The following is an 18,905-nucleotide window of genomic DNA, read 5'->3' as shown; positions in this document are numbered from 1 at the left end:
TCATTTGGAAAAACCAAACCACACTCCTCGCGCCTTGCCCTGTGCCGCAGCAGGCCCGGCGCGATACAGGAAATAGCTGATGACCCACCCCTACATGCAGCGCCTGAACCGCCCCGGCTGGCCCGGTAACCTGCTGGCCGTGGTGGCCGGCGCCATCACTACCCTGGCGCTGGCGCCGTTCGATATCTGGCCGTTGGCTCTGGTAGCGGTCGGCCTGTTCTATATCGGCCTGCGGGAGCTGACACCCCGCCAGGCCCTGGGCCGCGGCTGGTGTTTCGGTTTCGGCCTGTTTGGCGCCGGCACCAGCTGGATCTACTACAGCATCCACCACTTCGGCGGCGCTTCGGTGCTGCTGGCGGGGTTCCTGATGCTGCTGTTCACCGCCGCCATTGCCTGGTTCTTTGCCCTGCCCGCCTGGTTGTGGGCGCGCTGGCTGCGCCGCAATGAAGCACCGTTGGCGGATGCCCTGACCTTCGCCGCGTTATGGGTTGGCCAGGAAGCGTTTCGTGGCTGGTTCCTCACCGGTTTCCCCTGGTTGTACTCCGGTTACAGCCAACTCGACGGCCCGCTGACCGGCCTCGCGCCGCTGGGCGGAATGTGGCTGATTTCCTTCGCGCTTGCACTCACGGCAGCCCTGCTGTGCAACCTGCCGCGCCTGCTGGCAAGCAAGCGCAACGCCTTCATTGGTGCGGGCCTGGTGTTGCTGGTCGCCCCCTGGGCCATCGGCCTGGCGCTCAAGCACCACGCCTGGACCTCGCCCTCCGGCGCCCCCCTGAGCGTCGCCGCCATCCAGGGCAACGTCGAGCAAAGCATGAAGTGGGACCCCGAGCAGCTTAATGCACAGTTGGCGCTGTATCGCGACATGAGCCTGAGCTCCAAGCGTGTCGACCTGCTGGTATGGCCGGAAACCGCCGTGCCGGTGCTCAAGGAGTCGGTCGAGGGCTACCTGGGCATGATGGGCAAGTTTGCCGCCGACCGGAACACCGCGCTGATTACCGGGGTACCGATTCGCCAGGAAGTGCACCATGAGAAGCGCTACTTCAATGGCATTACCGTAGTCGGCGAAGGTGACGGCACCTATCTCAAGCAAAAGCTGGTGCCGTTTGGCGAATACGTGCCGTTGCAGGACATGCTGCGCGGGCTGATTGCGTTCTTCGACCTGCCGATGTCGGACTTCGCCCGTGGCCCTTCAGACCAGGCCATGCTTCAGGCCAAGGGCTATCAGATTGCGCCGTTCATTTGCTATGAAGTGGTGTACCCGGAATTCGCTGCCGGCCTGTCGGCCCAGAGCGACCTGCTGCTGACCATCAGCAACGACACCTGGTTCGGCCGCTCCATCGGCCCATTGCAGCACCTGCAAATGGCGCAGATGCGTGCACTGGAAGCCGGGCGCTGGATGATCCGCGCCACCAACAACGGCGTGACCGGGCTGATCAACCCGTTTGGGCAGATCACCGCACAGATCCCGCAGTTCGAGCGCGGCATTCTCTATGGGGAGGTGGTGCCGATGCATAACCTCACGCCATACCTGCAATGGCGTTCGTGGCCGTTGATCATTGTGTGCCTGGGGTTGTTTGGCTGGGCGCTGCTGGCTGGCCGGATGTCCAAAACGCTCTGACCTGTGGGAGCTGGCTTGCCTGCGATGGCGGTGTATCAATGCGCTGAGTGCTCACTGACCCACCGCCATCGCAGGCAAGCCAGCTCCCACAATTGATTTCCTGTGTTGCACCTATCGGTAGAACAACCGATACCCCACCTGCCCCACCGCTTCGTTGATCAACTGCCCGCTCTGCCACACCGCCTTGACCTCCGGCATCCAGCCGCCCAGCGGCCGGCCGTGGTCCACGCCCAGAAAGCCCACCGGCCCGGGCACCACGGTGAAACCGGCTTTCTCAAAACTCCACACCGAACGCGGCATATGCCAGGCCTGCGTCACCACCACCACACGCTTGATGCCTTGGGGCAGCAGAATCTCGGCGCTCATCTGGGCGTTTTCCCAGGTGGTACGGCTGCGCTCTTCCTTCCAGCGCACGCTGACGCCGAAATCATCCTGCATCGACACCGCCATCAATTCGGCTTCGCTGGGCGGCGTGCCGTAATGCAAGCCGCCACTGGTCAGCACCGGCAAGCCTGACGCCTTGGCCAGTCGCGCCGCATAACGCTCACGCTCAAGACCAACGCCGGTGGGCTGGTCGCTGCCCCAGGCGATGTCCCCACGCTCGCGCCCGGAGCCCAACACCACAATCGCATCGGCGCGCTGGGCGAGCGTGGCCCAGTCTTCGCGAGCCAATGGCGGCGCTGTCTCAAGCGCACGGGCGCCCCATTGCACCATCACCGGCAGGCTGATCAACCACATCCCGCCCAGCCCCAGGGCAAAGCACACCCCGGCCAGGCGCGGGCGGCTACGGCGAAACCACCAGGCACACGCCAACAACAACAAAAAAATGCCGGGCGGCAACAGCAATTGTTTGATGAAATAACGAAAAGGCATCGGGCATCTCCAAAGATGCCCGAAGCCTAAATGCAACGCGATCAAGCGACAATCTTTACCAGCCTGTTTCGACAACGTTAATGGATAGTACTGTGCTTCACTTGCACCGTACGGACCGGGACCTTTCCGGGCCGCGACCGGCCGCCAAGTCTTTGAGCCAAATGACCTTGGCCGAACGAGGAGGCTCCTGGGCTGGCGGGGAGGCCTGCCCATGAGAGGCGCGGTGTTGATTCAACTCCAGGTAAGTCCTGATCAATTCAAGCTCTGCCTGGCTCAAGCCTCGCAACTCCAGCTCCAGAGGCCGCTCATCACGCAATCGGCCTGCGGTTCTTGCAGCATCCAATGCCCGACCCAAACGGTCGATCAGTCCTTCATACAATTGCGGTTTCGTTAGAGTTCGCTGCGATTCAACCATCCCCTCACCTCATTGAAGAAATACTTGCTCCCCAATAAACAGCGTAGCCCCCGTTGCTGCACCTGCCCGGTGCCGCGACAGACGGCCCTTGCCGCGCAATCAGGGTTTCCCTCGATAGAGTGGGGTCATGTATGCTACGGCGCTTCCTGTAACTCCACTTCCCGCAGGGTTTGGGCACGGACGCGCCACTTTCTGGTGTCGAACAACCCGGACTATGCACCGAAGAGGATTAGGCCACCCCTATTCAGTTCAAAAGTAGCCATGCACGAACAATATCAGCCCCGTGAAATAGAAAATGCCGCACAAACCTTCTGGGACGAGCAAAAGTCCTTTGAAGTCAGCGAACAGCCAGGCAAGGAGACTTACTACTGCCTATCGATGTTCCCTTACCCCAGCGGCAAGCTACACATGGGGCACGTGCGTAACTACACCATCGGCGACGTGATTTCCCGCTACCAGCGCATGCTCGGCAAAAATGTCCTGCAACCCATGGGTTGGGACGCCTTCGGTATGCCGGCAGAAAACGCCGCGATGAAAAACAACGTGGCGCCCGCCAAGTGGACCTACGAAAACATCGCCTACATGAAGACCCAGCTGCGCAGCCTGGGCCTGGCGGTGGACTGGTCCCGCGAGGTCACCACCTGCAAGCCCGATTACTACCGTTGGGAACAATGGCTGTTCACGCGCCTGTTCGAAAAAGGTGTGATCTACAAAAAGAGCGGTACCGTGAACTGGGACCCGATCGACCAGACCGTACTGGCCAACGAGCAGGTCATCGACGGTCGCGGCTGGCGCTCCGGCGCGCTGATCGAAAAGCGCGAAATCCCGATGTACTACTTCAAGATCACCGCCTACGCGGATGAACTGTTGTCGAGCCTCGACGATCTGCCGGGCTGGCCTGAACAGGTCAAGACCATGCAGCGCAACTGGATCGGCAAATCCAAGGGCATGGAAGTGCAGTTCCCGTATAACGTCGATTCCATCGGCGAAGCGGGCGCCCTGAAAGTCTTCACCACCCGTCCGGATACGCTGATGGGCGCGACTTACGTCGCGGTCGCCGCCGAACACCCGCTGGCCACCCAGGCGGCACAGAACAACCCCGAGCTGCAGGCGTTCATCGCCGAATGCAAAGGCGGCAGCGTGGCGGAAGCCGACGTCGCCACCCAGGAGAAAAAAGGCCTGCCGACCGGCCTGTTCGTCGAGCACCCGCTGACCGGCGAGAAACTGCCGGTATGGGTCGCCAACTATGTGCTGATGCACTACGGCGACGGCGCCGTCATGGCCGTGCCGGCCCACGACGAGCGCGATTTCGAATTCGCCACCAAATACAGCCTGCCGATCAAGTCGGTAGTACGTACCAGCTCGGGCGACACCAACCCAGCCCCGTGGCAAGACGCCTACGGCGAGCACGGCACCCTGATCAACTCCGGCGAATTTGACGGCCTGGACTTCCAGGGCGCCTTCGACGCCATCGAAGTCGCGCTGATCAAGAAGAACCTCGGTGCTTCGCGCACCCAGTTCCGCTTGCGCGACTGGGGTATCAGCCGCCAGCGCTACTGGGGCTGCCCGATCCCGATCATTCACTGCCAAACCTGCGGCGATGTACCGGTACCGGAAGACCAACTGCCCGTCGTGCTGCCTGAAGATGTAGTGCCAGATGGTGCTGGCTCGCCATTGGCGCGCATGCCCGAGTTCTACGAGTGCAACTGCCCGAAATGCGGCGCACCGGCCAAGCGTGAAACCGACACCATGGACACCTTCGTGGAGTCCTCCTGGTACTACGCCCGTTACGCCTCGCCGCACTATGAAGGTGGCCTGGTGGAGAAATCCGCAGCCGACCATTGGCTGCCGGTGGATCAGTACATCGGCGGTATCGAACACGCCATTCTCCACCTGCTGTACGCGCGCTTCTTCCACAAGCTGATGCGTGACGAAGGCCTGGTGAGCTCCGATGAGCCGTTCAAGAACCTGCTGACCCAGGGCATGGTGATCGCCGATACCTACTATCGTCGCGAAGCCAATGGCGCCTACACCTGGTTCAACCCGGCGGACGTCGAACTTGAGCGTGACAGCAAAGCCAAGGTGATCAGCGCCAAACTGAAAGCCGACGGCCTGCCGGTGGAAATCGGTGGCACCGAGAAGATGGCCAAGTCCAAGAACAACGGCGTCGACCCACAGTCGATGATCGACCAATTCGGCGCCGATACCTGCCGTCTGTTCATGATGTTCGCCTCGCCGCCCGACATGAGCGCCGAATGGTCCGACTCCGGCGTCGAAGGCTCGCACCGCTTCCTCAAGCGCGTCTGGCGCCTGGCCCATGCCCATGTCAGCCAGGGCTTGCCGGGCAAGCTGGACGTCGCGGCCTTGAACGACGAGCAGAAAGCCATTCGCCGCAGCACTCACCTGGCCATCCGCCAAGCGAGCCTGGACGTAGGGCAGAACCACAAGTTCAACACCGCCATCGCCCAGGTGATGACGCTGATGAACGTGCTGGAAAAAGCCCCGCAGGCCACCGAACTTGATCGCGCGCTGATTCACGAGGGCCTGGAAACGGTTACCCTGCTGCTCGCACCGATCACGCCGCATATCAGCCACGACCTGTGGAACCGCCTGGGCCACAGCGGCGCCGTCATCGATGCCGCCTGGCCGGTACAGGATGACAGCGCCCTGGTTCAGGACACGCTGCAACTGGTCATCCAGGTTAACGGTAAACTGCGCGGCCAGATCGACATGCCGGCCAGTGCCAGCCGTGAAGAGGTCGAAGCGGCTGCTCGCATCAACGAAAACGTGCTGCGCTTTACCGAAGGCTTGACGATCCGCAAAGTGATCGTGGTGCCCGGCAAACTGGTCAACATCGTCGCCAGCTAAATCGGATCGGGCGCGGGGCTTGGGCCCTGCGCCGAACTAAACCTTTAGGGCCTGGATAAGGCCCACCTGGTTTCAAGGGGAGCAACAAAATGATCAAACGCAATCTGCTGGTTATGGGCCTTGCCGTGCTGCTGAGCGCTTGCGGCTTCCAGCTGCGCGGCACCGGCACCAACGAGCTGTCGCTCAAGGAACTCGACGTCAGCGCCCGCAACGCCTATGGCGAAACCGTCACCCAGCTGCGCCAGACCCTGGAGAACAGCGGCGTGCACGTGTACAACGGCGCGACCTACAAACTGATCCTGACGGACGAGAAAGAAACCCAGCGCAATATCAGCTACGCCAGTGCCGGCCGTGCGTCCGATGTGGAGTTGAACACTGCGCTCTACTTCGAAGTACAGGGTCGCGATCAGTTGCCGCTGATGGGTGACAAGATCCAGGTGCAGAAAGTCGTGAGCCACGATGGCAATAACCTGGTGGGTTCGGACTCCGAGACCCTCCAGGTGCGCAAGGAAATGCGTCGTGAGCTGATCCAGCGCATGATGACTCGCCTGCAAATGCTGACCCCGGAAAAGCTCGCCGCCCTGCAGCAAACCGCTGACAACAAGGCCAAGGCTGACGCCGATGCCCTGAAAGCCGCGCAAGAGTATGAAGACAACACGCCGAAACAATCGCCTGTTGAAGTTCCTGTCGAGTAAGCCAGACGGGGCGCCCCTGGCGCCCCGTTCGCCCTGCCTATGAAACTCGCCCCCGCCCAACTCGCCAAACACCTGCAAGGTGGCCTCGCGCCTGTCTATATCGTCAGCGGTGATGACCCGCTGCTGTGCCAGGAAGCCGCCGACGCCATCCGCACTGCCGCGCGCCAGCAAGGCTTCGATGAACGTCAGGTATTCAGTGCTGACGCCAGTTTCGACTGGGGTACCCTGCTGCAAGCCGGCGCGAGCATGTCGCTGTTTGCCGAAAAGCGCCTGCTGGAGCTGCGCCTGCCCTCGGGCAAGCCGGGCGACAAAGGTGCGGCGGCGCTGATGGAGTACTGCTCGCGCCCTGCCGAAGACACCGTGCTGCTGATCAGCCTGCCCAAGCTCGATGGCAGCGCGCAGAAAACCAAGTGGGGCAAGGCACTGGTAGAAGGTGCGCAAACCCAGTTCATCCAGATCTGGCCAGTGGACAGCAACCAGTTGCCGCAGTGGATTCGTCAGCGCCTGTCACAATCGGGGCTGGCGGCGACACAAGATGCCGTGGAGCTGATCGCCGCCCGGGTCGAGGGCAACCTGCTTGCCGCCGCCCAGGAGATCGAAAAGCTCAAGCTGATGGCCGAGGATGGGCAGATCACCGTCGAAACCGTACAAGGCGCAGTGGCCGATAGCGCTCGCTTTGATGTGTTCGGCCTGGTCGATGCGATCCTCAACGGTGAGCCCGCCCACGCGCTGCGTATGCTTGAAGGCTTGCGTGGCGAAGGGGTGGAACCGCCGGTGATCCTCTGGGCCCTGGCCCGGGAGCTGCGAGTACTGGCGAATATCGCCTTGCAATACAGCCAGGGCACACCCCTGGACAAATGCTTCAGCCAGGCCAGGCCCCCGGTGTGGGACAAGCGCAAACCGCTGATGAGCAAAGCCCTGCAACGGCACTCGGCGCAACGCTGGGCGCAACTGTTGCTGGAAGCGCAACGCATCGATGCGCAGATCAAGGGCCAGGCAGCCGGCTCGCCGTGGATGAGCCTGAGCCGTTTGTCGCTATTGATGGCCGGCCAGCGCCTCACCCTGCCAGCCGAATAACCCTCTCTTGAAAACACCATAGATCCAATGTGGGAGGGGGCTTGCTCCCGATGGCAGTGTGTCAGGAATTTATGTTTCACTGATGTACCGCTATCGGGAGCAAGCCCCCTCCCACATTTGACCTGCGTACCTTTCCTACACTTCGCGGGGCTTTACAGCCGCTCAACTTAGGCAGATTATTTGCCCGCTCCACCACCCACAGAGACTAGACACCATGAGCAAAAAGCCATCCAAGCATGGCCCCAACAAGGCCAAATCCATCATCGCCCAGCCACTGTTCCGCAGCCGTCAGGAACGCGCCGGCAAGGGCAAAGGCAGCTACCGCCGCGAAGCCTTCCAGTCTAATAGCTGGGAGGCTTCTTACTTTCTGGCTGCCTGAAGGCAAGCGCCCCTCTGGCATGATAAGGTCTGTACCTGATTTGTAACCCCCTGGACCTGTGCATGCCCTCTAGTCTTTCTCGTCGTTGGCACCTACGCCAATTGATCGCTGCCTCCAGCCTCATTCTGCTTGTCGCCTGCGCGGAAAAACCCACCGCCGCGGACGCTCAGCCCCTGCCCAAGCTCCAGACGGCACCGGCTATCGCACCGGCTGTGGTAGCCCCCTTGGCAGTGGATAATCTTGATATCCAACCGACCCAGACCTTTGCCGAATGGCAGGCTGGCTTCCGTGCGCAAGCGCTGCAAGCCGGGATCACTGCGGCTGTGTTCGATAACGCTTTTGCCGGCGTCACCCCTGATATGGCGGTGATTCGCGCCGACCGAAGCCAACCTGAATTTTCCCGCCCGGTGTGGGAATACCTCGACGGCGCCCTGTCACCGGTGCGCGTGCGCAATGGTCAGGCGCTGCTGGTCAAGTACGCCGATATTCTGCAAAGCATCGAACAGCGCTATGGCGTCGACCGCCAGGCACTGGTCTCGGTGTGGGGCATGGAGAGCAACTTCGGCGCGTTCCAGGGCAATAATTCGGTGATCCGCTCCCTGGCCACCCTGGCCTATGAAGGCCGTCGCCCGGCCTTTGCCCAGGCGCAGCTGCTGGCAGCGCTGCAGATCATCCAGCATGGTGATATTCAGGCCGACCAGATGAAAGGTTCCTGGGCTGGTGCGATGGGCCAGACGCAGTTTATCCCGACCACCTATAACACCCATGCGGTGGACTTTGACGGTGATGGTCGTCGCGATATCTGGAACAGCCCGTCCGACGCCCTCGCCTCCACGGCGCATTACCTGCAAAGCTCCGGGTGGCAGAAAGGCCAGCCATGGGGCGTTGAAGTGCAGCCGCTGCCGTCGGGCTTCGACTACAGCCTGGCCGATGGCGGCGTGCGCAAGACCGTGGCGCAATGGCTGCAACTGGGCATCCAACTCCCCCCTGGCGTGAGCCTGCCGGCCAATGTCGACCAGTTGTCCGCCGCCCTGCTGTTACCGGCTGGCTACCGTGGCCCGGCATTCCTGGTATTGGATAACTTCCGCGCAATCCTCAAGTACAACAATTCGTCGTCCTATGCGCTGGCGGTTGGCCTATTGTCGGAGCGATTTGGCGGCGGCGGTGTGATTCGTGGCAGTTGGCCCAAAGATGAGCTGCCGCTGAGCCGCTCCCAGCGTATCGACCTGCAAACGGCACTCAGCGCCAAAGGCTATGACGCCGGTAACCCGGATGGGATTATCGGCGCCAATACGCGCAAGGCGATTCGCGCGGCGCAGCAGGCGTTGGGCTGGCCGGCGGATGGGTATCCGACGGTGAAGTTGCTGGAATCACTGCAGGACCGATAGATCTGCTTAGGGCAACTACCGCCATCGGGGGCAAGCCCCCCCCGATGGCGGTTTAGCAGACTGTAAAAAACTCAGGGGTTGAACACTACATCCTGCTCCAACACCACCCGCCGCTCCCCCGCATCCAAGCGCACCAAAGCACCCATCGGCAACGTCAGGTTGGGGTCGCAATGCCCACTGCGCCAGCCAGCCAGCACCGGAACGCACAGGGGTTCGAAGGTCTGCTTCAGCAACCGCTCCAGCGCACCGTTATCCACACCCGCCACATCCCCTACCAGCACACCGGCGACCTGGGCCAGCTTGCCGGCCAGGCGCAGGTGAGTCAGCAGGCGGTCGATACGATAAAGCGGCTCGTTGACGTCCTCGATAAACAGGATGATGCCTTCGGCGTCTATCTCATACGGCGTGCCCATTGTTGCAGCAATCATCGACAGATTACCGCCCAGCAAGCGCCCACAGGCAATGCCTGGCTCGATCGTGGTCAATGGGTAGGCCACCGGGTGCGCAAGCACACTGCCGGCGCCCAGTTGGCCACGCAGCAGGCTGAACAGGGAGGATTCGGTTGGCTGTTGCTTGTCGCCCAGCAGGTCGGCATTGAGCATCGGCCCGTGGAATGTGACAAAACCGGCGTAACGGTTGATCGCCAAGTGCAAGGCGGTGATATCGCTGTAACCCACGAATGGTTTGGGGTGGGCGCGCAGCAGGTCGTAGTCCAGCGCGTCGAGCAAGCGCGGCGTGCCGTAGCCGCCGCGCAGGCAGAAGATGGCATCGACGTCGGGATTGGCGAAGGCGGCATGCAAATCGCGCAGACGCACTTCATCGCTGCCGGCCAGGTAGCCGTCGCGCTCGTATACACCGGGGTAAATGCGCAGGTCGTAACCGCGGGCACGCATCCATTGCCCGGCTTTTTCAACATCCAGCGCGGCAGGGCCAGCGGGGGCGATCAGGCCGATGGTGCCTTCGGGGCGCAGTGCAGGTACGGCGGCGGTCATCTATGGTTCTCCCTATATGACGCAGAACGAAATGTGGGAGCTGGCTTGCCTGCGATGCAAGCGCCTCGGTGTATCAGTGACACCGAGGTGATGCTATCGCAGGCAAGCCAGCTCCCACACAAGCCAGCATTTCACATTGATTCTGGGGGCGGCTTACGAAACCAGGCTCGCCTTGACCAGCTTGGCCTGCTCGTCGGCGTGGTACGAAGAACGCACCAACGGGCCCGACGCCACGTTCTTGAAGCCCATCTTGTAACCTTCCTCGGCGAACCAGGCGAAGGTGTCCGGGTGCACGAAACGCTGCACCGGCAAGTGGCTGCGCGATGGTTGCAGGTACTGGCCCAGGGTCAGCATGTCGATGTCGTGTTCGCGCATGCGCTTCATGACGTCGATGACTTCTTCGTCGGTCTCGCCCAGGCCCAGCATCAAGCCGGATTTGGTCGGGATGTGCGGCATCATCTGCTTGAATTTCTGCAGCAGGGTCAGCGACCACTGGTAGTCCGAACCCGGACGCGCAGCCTTGTACAGGCGCGGTACGGTTTCCAGGTTGTGGTTGAACACATCCGGCGGCTCGGCGGCGGTGATTTCCAGAGCCACGTCCATACGGCCACGGTAGTCCGGCACCAGGGTTTCGAGCATCACGTTGGGTGACAGCTTGCGGATCTCACGGATGCAGTCGGCGAAGTGCTGGGCACCGCCGTCGCGCAGGTCGTCACGGTCGACCGACGTGATCACCACGTACTTGAGTTTCAGGTCGGCGATGGCGATGGCCAGGCTTTGCGGCTCGTTGACGTCCAGAGGTTTCGGACGGCCGTGGCCTACGTCGCAGAATGGGCAACGACGGGTGCAGATGTCGCCCATGATCATGAACGTGGCGGTGCCGCCAGAGAAGCATTCACCCAGGTTCGGGCAGGACGCTTCTTCGCATACGCTGTGCAGTTTGTGTTTGCGCAGCAGGGACTTGATACGGTCGACTTCCGGCGAAACCGGGATGCGCACGCGAATCCAGTCGGGTTTCTTCGGCAGTTCGGTGGTCGGGATGATCTTGACCGGGATGCGTGCAACCTTCTCGGCGCCGCGCAGCTTGACGCCGGCTTCCACCTTGGCACGCGGGGCCGGGGCTGGACGCTCAGTGATGTCCAGCGTCGGGATCATGGTTTGCACAACATCAGTAGTCATATCAATCGATTCCGCCCGTCAGGGTCGTCTGCTCTGCATAGTCGAGGTGTTTGACGAGCTGCGCGCGCAGCCGGGCACTAACCTCGGCAAATTTAATCGGTGTGGCATGATCGCTCAGTTGGGTCATCGCCAGCCCGGCATAACCGCACGGGTTGATCCGCCGGAACGGCGCCAGGTCCATGTCCACGTTCAAGGCCAGGCCATGAAAGGAACAACCGTGGCGAATACGCAGCCCCAGAGAGGCGATTTTCGCGCCGTCTACATACACACCGGGTGCATCGGGCTTGGCCGCGGCGGTCACGCCATAACTGGCCAGCAGCTCGATCAGGCAAGCCTCCATGCGGCTGACCAGGTCGCGCACGCCAAAACCCAGCTTGCGCACATCCAGCAGCAGGTAAGCCACCAATTGCCCTGGGCCATGGTAAGTCACTTGGCCACCCCGGTCGACCTGCACCACCGGAATATCACCCGGAAGTAACAGATGCTCGGCCTTGCCGGCCTGCCCCTGGGTGAATACCGGCGGGTGTTCCACCAGCCAGATTTCATCCGGGGCAGAGGTGCCGCGCTCGTTGGTAAAGCGCTGCATGGCATGCCAGACCGGCTCGTAGGCCATCTGGCCGAGCTCGCGAAAGCCCAGAACGTGCGACATCACAGCACCATGTGCACGAAGCCGGTGGCCCGCAGTTCGCTGTTGATGTTGTAGAGCTGGTCCTGATCGGTCGCAACGATGTGCAACTGAATCGTGGTGTACTTGCCGGTGGAGCTTTGACGCTCGTCCACGCGGTTGTCGTTGATCGTCGCGTGTTTCCTGACGATTTCGAGAATCTTGTCCTTGCGGCCGACACCGGTATCGCTGATCACCTTGACGGGATAATCCGTCACAGGGAATTCGATCTTTGGCGCCTTTACTTCTACGTCTTTATCGGTCATGGCAGAACAGCCTCGTAAGCGCTAAGCCGTGGCGACGGGCAAAGCCCCGCGCTGGATCAACGCGGGGCTTTGCAGGTGCACACAATCAGTTGAACAAGCCGTAGAAGAATAGACGGATGCTATCCCATACGCGGCGGAAGATACCACCTTCCTCGACAGCGTCCAGCGCGATCAGGTCGGCGCTATGCACCACCTTGTCGTCCAGCTTGACTTCGACTTTACCGATCACGTCGCCCTTGGCGATTGGGGCGACCAATTGCGGGTTCAGGGTCATGCTGGCGGCGAGCTTTTTCAGCTGGCCTTTAGGCATGGTCAGGGTCAGGTCGTCAGCCAGGCCGGCCTTGACTTGGGAGGTGGCGCCTTTCCATACCGGCGCGGTCGCAAGCTCGGCACCCTTCTGGTAGAAGGTCTGGGTTTCGAAGAAGCGGAAGCCGTAGGTCAGCAGTTTTTGCGTCTCGGCCGCACGGGCCTGTTCGCTGTTGGTGCCGAATACCACGGCGATCAGGCGCTGGCCATCACGCACAGCGGACGACACCATGCAGTAACCGGCTTCGTCGGTGTGGCCGGTTTTCAGGCCGTCGACGGTCTTGTCGCGCCACAGCAGCAGGTTGCGGTTAGGCTGCTTGATGTTGTTCCAGAAGAACTCCTTCTGGGAGTAGATCGCGTAGTGCACCGGGTCAACGCGGATGATCGCGCGCGCCAGGATCGCCATGTCGTGAGCCGACGAATAGTGCTCTGGGTTCGGCAGGCCGGTCGGGTTCATGAAGTGGCTGTTGGTCATGCCCAGGTCGGCGGCAGTCTTGTTCATCACGTCGGCGAACGCATCTTCGCTGCCAGCGATGTGCTCGGCCAGGGCGACGCTGGCGTCGTTGCCGGACTGGATGATGATGCCGTGCAACAGGTCACTGACGGTGACTTGCGAGCCGACCTTGATGAACATCCGCGAACCACCGGTACGCCAGGCGTTTTCGCTGACGGTGACCGGATCGTTCTCGCCGATCTGGCCGCGACGGATTTCCAGGGTCGCGATATAGGCAGTCATCAGCTTGGTCAGGCTGGCTGGCGGCAGGCGTACATCACCGCCGTTTTCGACCAGCACGTTGCCACTGGCGGCGTCCATGAGGACCCACGACTTGGCGGCCAGTTGCGGGGAGGCCGGCACCATTTCAACCGCCCAGGCGGCCGGGGTGATGATCAGCGAGATAAGCAGGCACGTGCGTTTGGCTAAGGTGGTGATGTTCATCCGTCTCTCGAAATTGCTTATGGAAACTTGCCCTCGCGGGCAAAACTATTCAGACAGCCCGCTTCCAGACTGTCACGTGTTCGGTTGCCCGCTCACCCCTTGCCCCTGGGTTTTTATTGTTCAACGAGCCAACAACCTGGACTCAAGCGCGCAGGCGCACCTGAGCCATCAATCCGTTACTTATTCTGCGGTGACCACGCTGGGTTGCCCCAGGTTGGCCAGGCGGACGCTGTTCTGCACTTGCGCCACTTCACTTGGCGAACCGATCGGGCCCATGCGTACACGGTGCAACGTTTGCTGGTTACGCACGATGGAGCTGATGAAGACCGGCGCGCTGACCATACCGCTGAGCTTGGACCTTAACAGTTCTGCCGCATCCGGGTTGGCGAAAGCACCGACCTGCAGGTATTGCCCGCCCGCCATCGAGGCGCCCGGTGCTGCGTGAGGGACGACGACGGTATCCGGAGCATGTTGCGCCGGCGGCGGCGTCCACTGCTCGATCTTGCCGGTCGAGGCCGTCACTTGCGGTTGGGGGGTTGCCGGTTCGTTAAGCATCAACGGCGCCGGCTTGCCACGCTGGGCCCAATACTGTGCCGGGTCGATGCCCTCGACTTTCACCCGTGCAGTGCCGGTTTCGGCGTATCCAAGCTTCTTGGCCGCGGCGTAGGACAAATCGATGATCCGGTCCGAATAGAACGGCCCGCGGTCGTTGACCCGCAGGATCACCGTACGGTTGTTGTCCAGGTTGGTAACGCGAACATAGCTGGGCAACGGCAGGGTCTTGTGGGCCGCGCTCATGCCGTACAGGTCATACACCTCGCCATTGGCGGTGTTCTGGCCATGAAACTTGGTGCCGTACCAGGACGCGGTGCCGGACTGCACGTAAGTCTTGGATTCCTGCAGCGGGAAGTAATTCTTGCCCAGCACGGTGTAGGGGTTGGCCTTGTAGGGGCCGGTGTGCAGAGTCGGCGTGGCGTCCGGGATTTTCGAGACATCCACATCCCACCACGGCGCGCCGTCTTTGTGCGCACGGTTGATGTCCAGGCCCGGCTGGGCGCGCACCACCGCGCCACCGGCCTTCTTGGCAGGCGCACGGTTAGGGGTGGTGGAGCAACTGGCAACCAGCAAGGACAACGCGGCGAACGCCACCAGCTTGAGCGGTTTTTTGAACGGCGATACCCGCATTACTTGTTGCCCCGTGCTTGAACCAGCTCATCTGACAGCTGATGCACGGCCATGGCGTACATCACACTGCGGTTATAACGCGTGATTGCGTAGAAATTCTTCAGGCCCATCCAGTATTCCGGGCCGTTTGCACCTTCCAGGCGGAATGCCGTCACCGGCATGTCGTCGCGTGGCGCATTCTGACTCGACCAGCCCAGCGCTCGCAACTCCCCGACGGTCTTGACCGGCTCGATACCCTGGGTCAAGCCTTCATCGGCGCGCTCACCTGTGACATCGGCGCGGATAACCACCGGTTCGCCGCCAACCCAGCCGTGACGCTTGAAGTAGCTGGCCACGCTGCCGATGGCGTCGTCGGGGTTGCTCCAGATATTGATATGGCCGTCGCCGTCAAAGTCCACCGCATAGGCGCGAAAGCTGCTCGGCATGAACTGCGGCAAGCCCATCGCGCCGGCGTACGAGCCCTTGAGTGTCATCGGGTCGACCTGTTCTTCGCGGGCCAGCAGCAGGAATTCGCGCAGCTCCTTGCGGAAGAATTCGGCACGCGGCGGGTAATCGAAGCCCAGGGTCGACAAGGCGTCGATCACCCGGTAGCTGCCGGTATTGCGGCCGTAGAACGTTTCAATGCCGATGATCGAGACGATGACCTGGGCCGGCACGCCGTATTCCTGCTCGGCGCGGGCCAGGACGGCTTCATGCTGGCGCCAGAAGTCCACGCCGCGGGCAATACGTGCGTCAGTAAGGAACATCGGGCGATATTCCTTCCACTGCTTCACGCGTTCGGCGGGGCGGGAAATGGCGTCGAGGATCGCCTGCTTTTTCTGGGCTTCGCGGAACACGCCCATCAGTTGCTCGCCAGCAAAACCGTAGTCGCGGGTCATCTCACCGACAAATTCGGCGACCTGGGGTGAACCATCGTAGTCACCGGCCTGCGCCTCTTGCGTTGCACCCAGCAGCCCAATCAGGCCCATCCAGGTCGCATGCCGAGTCGCCCAGCCGCGCATTACTTGCATTGACATCTTCACCTTATTCAAACCTGTGCGATCCACTTGCGATGCGTATGAATCGACATCAAAACCCCAAACGCTGACAGCAATGTCACCAGCGAAGTTCCGCCGTAGCTAATGAATGGCAACGGCACCCCAACCACCGGCAGCAGGCCACTGACCATACCGATGTTGACGAAAACGTAAACAAAAAAAGTCATGGTCAGGCTGCCGGCAAGCAATTTACCGAACAGCGTCTGCGCCTGGGCGGTAATCACCAGGCCGCGACCAATCAACAGCAGATAGATCAACAATAAGGCGCAAATGCCCACCAGGCCGAACTCTTCGCCCATCACCGCGATGATGAAGTCGGTATGACTTTCGGGCAAGAAGTCCAGATGGGACTGGGTGCCCAGCAACCAGCCTTTGCCGAATACGCCGCCGGAACCGATGGCCGCCTTGGACTGGATGATGTTCCAGCCGGTGCCCAACGGGTCGCTCTCCGGGTCGAGGAACGTCAGGATCCGTTGCTTCTGATAGTCGTGCATGAAGAAGAACCACATGGCCACGGCCACGGGGACGGCAGCGGCCAGCACGCTGAGGATCCAGCGCCAGCGCAAGCCCCCCATAAACAGCACGAACGCGCCACCGGCCAGAATCAGCAATGAGGTGCCAAGGTCAGGCTGGCGCACGATCAGAATAAACGGCACGCCGATTAGAAGCAGGCTGATCACCACGTGCTTGAGCTGTGGCGGCAAGGTGCGCTTGGACAAGTACCAGGCGATGGTGGCCGGCATCAGGATCTTCATGAATTCCGACGGTTGGAAGCGAATCACCCCGGGAATGTTGATCCAGCGCGTGGCTCCCATGGCGTTATGGCCCATGACATCCACCACCACCAGCAGCAACACGCCGGCGACATACCCCAGCGGCACCCAACGCGCCATGAAGCGTGGTTCAAGCTGGGCGATCACCACCATCGACAACAGGCCCAGGCCAAACGAGGACGCCTGTTTGATCAGCAGGTCCCAGTTCTTGCCGCTGGCCGAATACAGCACGAACAGGCTGCCGGCTGCCAAGGTCAGCAGCAGGATCAGCAGGGGGCCATCAATGTGCATGCGTTGCAGCAACGTCGCACGGCGACGCATCACATCCTCGCTGGAGAGGATGCGGTCAAAATTACTCTTCACGGGCCGTAACCTCGGGGCTTGATGGGGGGCCGCCATATTCGGGCTTGAGCTTGCCATCCTCGGCCAACAGCCAGGCATCCATGATCTGCCGCACCACGGGCGCCGCGACGCCAGAGCCGGACTCACCGTTCTCGACCATCACCGAGACCACGATTTTCGGGTCGTCAGCCGGGGCGAAGCCGACAAACAAGGCGTGGTCGCGGTGACGCTCCTGAACCTTGGAACGGTCATATTTTTCGCCCTGCTTGATCGCGACCACCTGGGCCGTACCACTCTTGCCGGCGATGCGGTATTGCGCGCCGGCTGCCGCCTTGCGTGCGGTACCCCGTGCGCCGTGCATGACTTGCTGCATGCCGTGGTTGACCTTGGCCCAGTCCGACGGGTCGCGCAGCACAATATCGGGAATCGGGTTGTCGTCTACCGGCTTTTCGCCTTCGATGGTCTTGGCCAGGTGCGGCCGATTCCAGATGCCTTTATTGGCCACCAGCGCCGTGGCCTGGGCCAGTTGCAGCGGCGTGGCCTGCATATAGCCCTGGCCGATCCCCAGGATCAGGGTTTCACCCGGGAACCATGCCTGACGGCGCGTCGCACGCTTCCATTCCCGCGACGGCATCAGGCCGGGAGACTCTTCGAACATGTCCAGAGAGACTTTCTGACCGAGGCCGAACTTGCCCATGTAGGCAGACAGGCGATCGATCCCCAGCTTGTGGGCCAGGTCGTAAAAATAGGTGTCGTTGGAGCGCATGATCGCGGTGTCCAGGTCGACATAGCCGTCACCGGAGCGGTTCCAGTTACGGTATTTGTGATCATAGTTGGGCAGCATGTAGTAGCCGGGGTCATAGACCCGACTGGAGGCCGTGACCACGCCGGAATCCAGGCCGGCGATCGCCACCGCCGGCTTGATGGTCGAACCCGGTGGATACAGGCCGCGCAATACGCGGTTGAACAGCGGTCGATCGATGGAGTCGCGCAGCTCGGCGTAGGCCTTGAAGCTGATGCCGGTGACGAACAGGTTAGGGTCGAAACTCGGCTGACTGACCATCGCCAGCACTTCGCCGGTTTTCGGGTCCAGCGCTACCACGGCGCCACGCCGGCCACCCAGGGCCATCTCGGCCGCTTCCTGCAACTTGATGTCCAGGCTCAGCACAATGTCCTTGCCCGGTATCGGGTCGGTGCGCTTGAGCACGCGCAAGACGCGGCCGCGGGCGTTGGTCTCGACTTCTTCGTAACCCACCTGGCCGTGCAGCTCGGGCTCGTAGAAACGCTCGATGCCGGTCTTGCCGATATGATGGGTGCCGCTGTAATTGACCGGGTCGAGGGTTTTAAGCTCTTTCTCGTTGATCCGCCCCATATAGCCGACCGAGTGGGCAAAGTGCGCCCCTTGCGGATAGTGGCGCACCAACTGCGCCACCACTTCCACACCCGGCAGACGGAACTGGTTCACGGCGATTCGGGCGATCTGCTCTTCGGTCAGCTCGAACAGGATCGGCACCGGCTCGAACGGCCGGCGCCCCTGCTTCATGCGTTTCTCGAAGATCACCCGGTCTTCCGGCGTCAGTTGCAGCACCTCGACAATCACATCGAGCACCTGCTGCCAGTCGCCGGAACGCTCACGGGTCATGCTTAGGCTGAAGCTGGGGCGGTTATCCGCGACCACCACGCCATTGCGGTCGAAGATCAGCCCACGGGTCGGCGGAATCGGCTGCACATGCACCCGGTTGTTTTCCGACAGCGTGGAGTGATAGTCGTACTGGATCACCTGCAGGAAATACAGACGCGCAATCAGCACGCACATCAACGCCACCACCAAAATCGCACCGAACACCACCCGCGCGCGTACCAGACGTGCGTCTTTCTCGTGGTCCTTGATGCGGATCGGCTGGGTCATCG

General features: G+C 61.6%; 17 protein-coding genes. 6 read left to right on the top strand and 11 right to left on the bottom strand.

The window, feature by feature from the left end; all coding sequences use genetic code 11:
• Positions 1 to 94: 94 nt before the first annotated feature.
• Positions 95 to 1,618 carry an apolipoprotein N-acyltransferase gene (gene lnt / locus J1G33_RS13365; protein ID WP_032881204.1) on the top strand — a complete coding sequence of 508 codons (1,524 nt, stop codon included), beginning with the start codon at positions 95 to 97 and terminating at the stop codon, positions 1,616 to 1,618.
• 111 nt (positions 1,619 to 1,729) lie between these two features.
• Here lnt and J1G33_RS13360 read toward each other — a convergent pair whose 3' ends face one another.
• Together J1G33_RS13360 and J1G33_RS27875 are read right to left on the bottom strand one after the other, a co-directional pair.
• Positions 1,730 to 2,491: a YdcF family protein gene (locus tag J1G33_RS13360; RefSeq protein WP_005791728.1), complete on the bottom strand. Its 762-nt coding sequence runs from the start codon at positions 2,489 to 2,491 to the stop codon at positions 1,730 to 1,732.
• A gap of 97 nt (positions 2,492 to 2,588) precedes the next feature.
• Positions 2,589 to 2,906 carry a hypothetical protein gene (locus tag J1G33_RS27875; protein WP_005791730.1) on the bottom strand — a complete coding sequence of 106 codons (318 nt, stop codon included), beginning with the start codon at positions 2,904 to 2,906 and terminating at the stop codon, positions 2,589 to 2,591.
• Between the two features lie 261 nt (positions 2,907 to 3,167).
• Here J1G33_RS27875 and leuS point away from each other — a divergent pair, with 261 nt between their 5' ends.
• The 5 genes from leuS (at position 3,168) to J1G33_RS13335 (ending at position 9,313) form a co-directional block, all read left to right on the top strand.
• A complete protein-coding gene (gene leuS / locus J1G33_RS13355) occupies positions 3,168 to 5,774 on the top strand; it encodes a leucine--tRNA ligase (protein WP_005791732.1) in 2,607 nt (868 codons plus the stop codon).
• Between the two features lie 89 nt (positions 5,775 to 5,863).
• The gene (gene lptE / locus J1G33_RS13350; protein ID WP_032879303.1) at positions 5,864 to 6,469 is read left to right on the top strand and encodes an LPS assembly lipoprotein LptE; all 606 of its coding nucleotides are present in this window, start codon (positions 5,864 to 5,866) and stop codon (positions 6,467 to 6,469) included.
• A gap of 39 nt (positions 6,470 to 6,508) precedes the next feature.
• Positions 6,509 to 7,546, top strand: coding sequence for a DNA polymerase III subunit delta (holA, locus tag J1G33_RS13345; protein ID WP_005791737.1), 1,038 nt, complete (start codon positions 6,509 to 6,511; stop codon positions 7,544 to 7,546).
• A gap of 214 nt (positions 7,547 to 7,760) precedes the next feature.
• On the top strand, positions 7,761 to 7,925 hold the full coding sequence (gene arfA, locus J1G33_RS13340) for an alternative ribosome rescue factor ArfA (RefSeq protein ID WP_003176285.1): 165 nt from the start codon (positions 7,761 to 7,763) through the stop codon (positions 7,923 to 7,925).
• A gap of 62 nt (positions 7,926 to 7,987) precedes the next feature.
• On the top strand, positions 7,988 to 9,313 hold the full coding sequence (locus J1G33_RS13335; RefSeq protein WP_148854014.1) for a lytic murein transglycosylase: 1,326 nt from the start codon (positions 7,988 to 7,990) through the stop codon (positions 9,311 to 9,313).
• Between the two features lie 71 nt (positions 9,314 to 9,384).
• On the opposite strand, the gene J1G33_RS13330 is transcribed toward J1G33_RS13335, so the two are convergent.
• From J1G33_RS13330 to mrdA, 9 genes are all read right to left on the bottom strand, one after another.
• Complete coding sequence (locus tag J1G33_RS13330) at positions 9,385 to 10,305, bottom strand: LD-carboxypeptidase (protein WP_148854013.1); 921 nt, start codon at positions 10,303 to 10,305, stop codon at positions 9,385 to 9,387.
• A gap of 153 nt (positions 10,306 to 10,458) precedes the next feature.
• Positions 10,459 to 11,460 carry a lipoyl synthase gene (lipA, locus tag J1G33_RS13325; RefSeq protein WP_179119850.1) on the bottom strand — a complete coding sequence of 334 codons (1,002 nt, stop codon included), beginning with the start codon at positions 11,458 to 11,460 and terminating at the stop codon, positions 10,459 to 10,461.
• Between the two features lie 25 nt (positions 11,461 to 11,485).
• Positions 11,486 to 12,133 (bottom strand): lipoyl(octanoyl) transferase LipB, encoded by a 648-nt coding sequence (gene lipB, locus J1G33_RS13320; protein WP_032879294.1) that lies wholly within the window; start codon positions 12,131 to 12,133, stop codon positions 11,486 to 11,488.
• Complete coding sequence (locus tag J1G33_RS13315; RefSeq protein ID WP_005791752.1) at positions 12,133 to 12,414, bottom strand: DUF493 domain-containing protein; 282 nt, start codon at positions 12,412 to 12,414, stop codon at positions 12,133 to 12,135. The genes lipB and J1G33_RS13315 overlap by 1 nt, the downstream gene beginning before the upstream one ends.
• An 85-nt stretch (positions 12,415 to 12,499) precedes the next feature.
• Complete coding sequence (locus tag J1G33_RS13310; protein WP_005791754.1) at positions 12,500 to 13,657, bottom strand: D-alanyl-D-alanine carboxypeptidase family protein; 1,158 nt, start codon at positions 13,655 to 13,657, stop codon at positions 12,500 to 12,502.
• A gap of 180 nt (positions 13,658 to 13,837) precedes the next feature.
• Positions 13,838 to 14,842 carry a septal ring lytic transglycosylase RlpA family protein gene (locus J1G33_RS13305; protein WP_014720084.1) on the bottom strand — a complete coding sequence of 335 codons (1,005 nt, stop codon included), beginning with the start codon at positions 14,840 to 14,842 and terminating at the stop codon, positions 13,838 to 13,840.
• The gene (gene mltB, locus J1G33_RS13300; RefSeq protein WP_005791758.1) at positions 14,842 to 15,852 is read right to left on the bottom strand and encodes a lytic murein transglycosylase B; all 1,011 of its coding nucleotides are present in this window, start codon (positions 15,850 to 15,852) and stop codon (positions 14,842 to 14,844) included. Before mltB ends, J1G33_RS13305 begins: the two co-directional genes overlap by 1 nt.
• A 17-nt stretch (positions 15,853 to 15,869) precedes the next feature.
• Entirely contained in the window at positions 15,870 to 16,973 is a 1,104-nt protein-coding gene (gene rodA, locus J1G33_RS13295) for a rod shape-determining protein RodA (protein WP_050549432.1), read from the bottom strand.
• Positions 16,974 to 17,004: 31 nt separating this feature from the next.
• The gene (gene mrdA / locus J1G33_RS13290) at positions 17,005 to 18,903 is read right to left on the bottom strand and encodes a penicillin-binding protein 2 (protein WP_032879291.1); all 1,899 of its coding nucleotides are present in this window, start codon (positions 18,901 to 18,903) and stop codon (positions 17,005 to 17,007) included.
• Between the last annotated feature and the right edge of the window lie 2 nt (positions 18,904 to 18,905).

The organism is Pseudomonas sp. P867, assembly GCF_019891455.1.
Lineage (GTDB): Bacteria > Pseudomonadota > Gammaproteobacteria > Pseudomonadales > Pseudomonadaceae > Aquipseudomonas > Aquipseudomonas synxantha_A.
This window is presented reverse-complemented; position numbering and strand designations above follow the sequence as displayed.